The 371-nt window shown below is 65.5% G+C and carries 1 protein-coding gene; it reads left to right on the top strand.

The window, feature by feature from the left end; all coding sequences use genetic code 11:
• The coding region (locus AC1DQM_RS29975) for a VCBS domain-containing protein (protein WP_477747283.1) at positions 1 to 361 on the top strand (361 nt) is incomplete at its 5' end.
• Between the last annotated feature and the right edge of the window lie 10 nt (positions 362 to 371).

Genomic DNA, 371 nt, shown 5'->3' with positions numbered 1-371 from the left:
GCAGGTGACCGTCACCGTCACCGGCAGCAACGACGCACCGGTACTCAGCTTCGCATCGGGCAATGAGCTGGGCGCCGTGCAGGAAGACAGCAGCCTCAGCGTCAGCGGCCAGTTCAGCTCAAGCGACATCGATCACAGCGCCACCGCGACCTGGAGCATTGCCGGGTCAAACACCGGCAGCTACGGCTCGATCGCCGTCGACGGCAGCGGTCAATGGACTTACACCTTGGCCAACGGCAGCGATGGCGTCGCCGGTGCCGTGCAGTCGCTGCAGGCCGGCGAGAGTCACAACGAAGTGTTCACCATCCAGGTCAGCGATGGCCTCGGTGGCGTCGACACCCAGCAGGTGACCGGCAGGTGACCGTGACCGT

The organism is Pseudomonas sp. 01L34 (assembly GCF_056400265.1).
The sequence above is the reverse complement of the archived record's forward strand: the minus strand, read 5'-3'. Positions and strand labels throughout refer to the sequence as shown.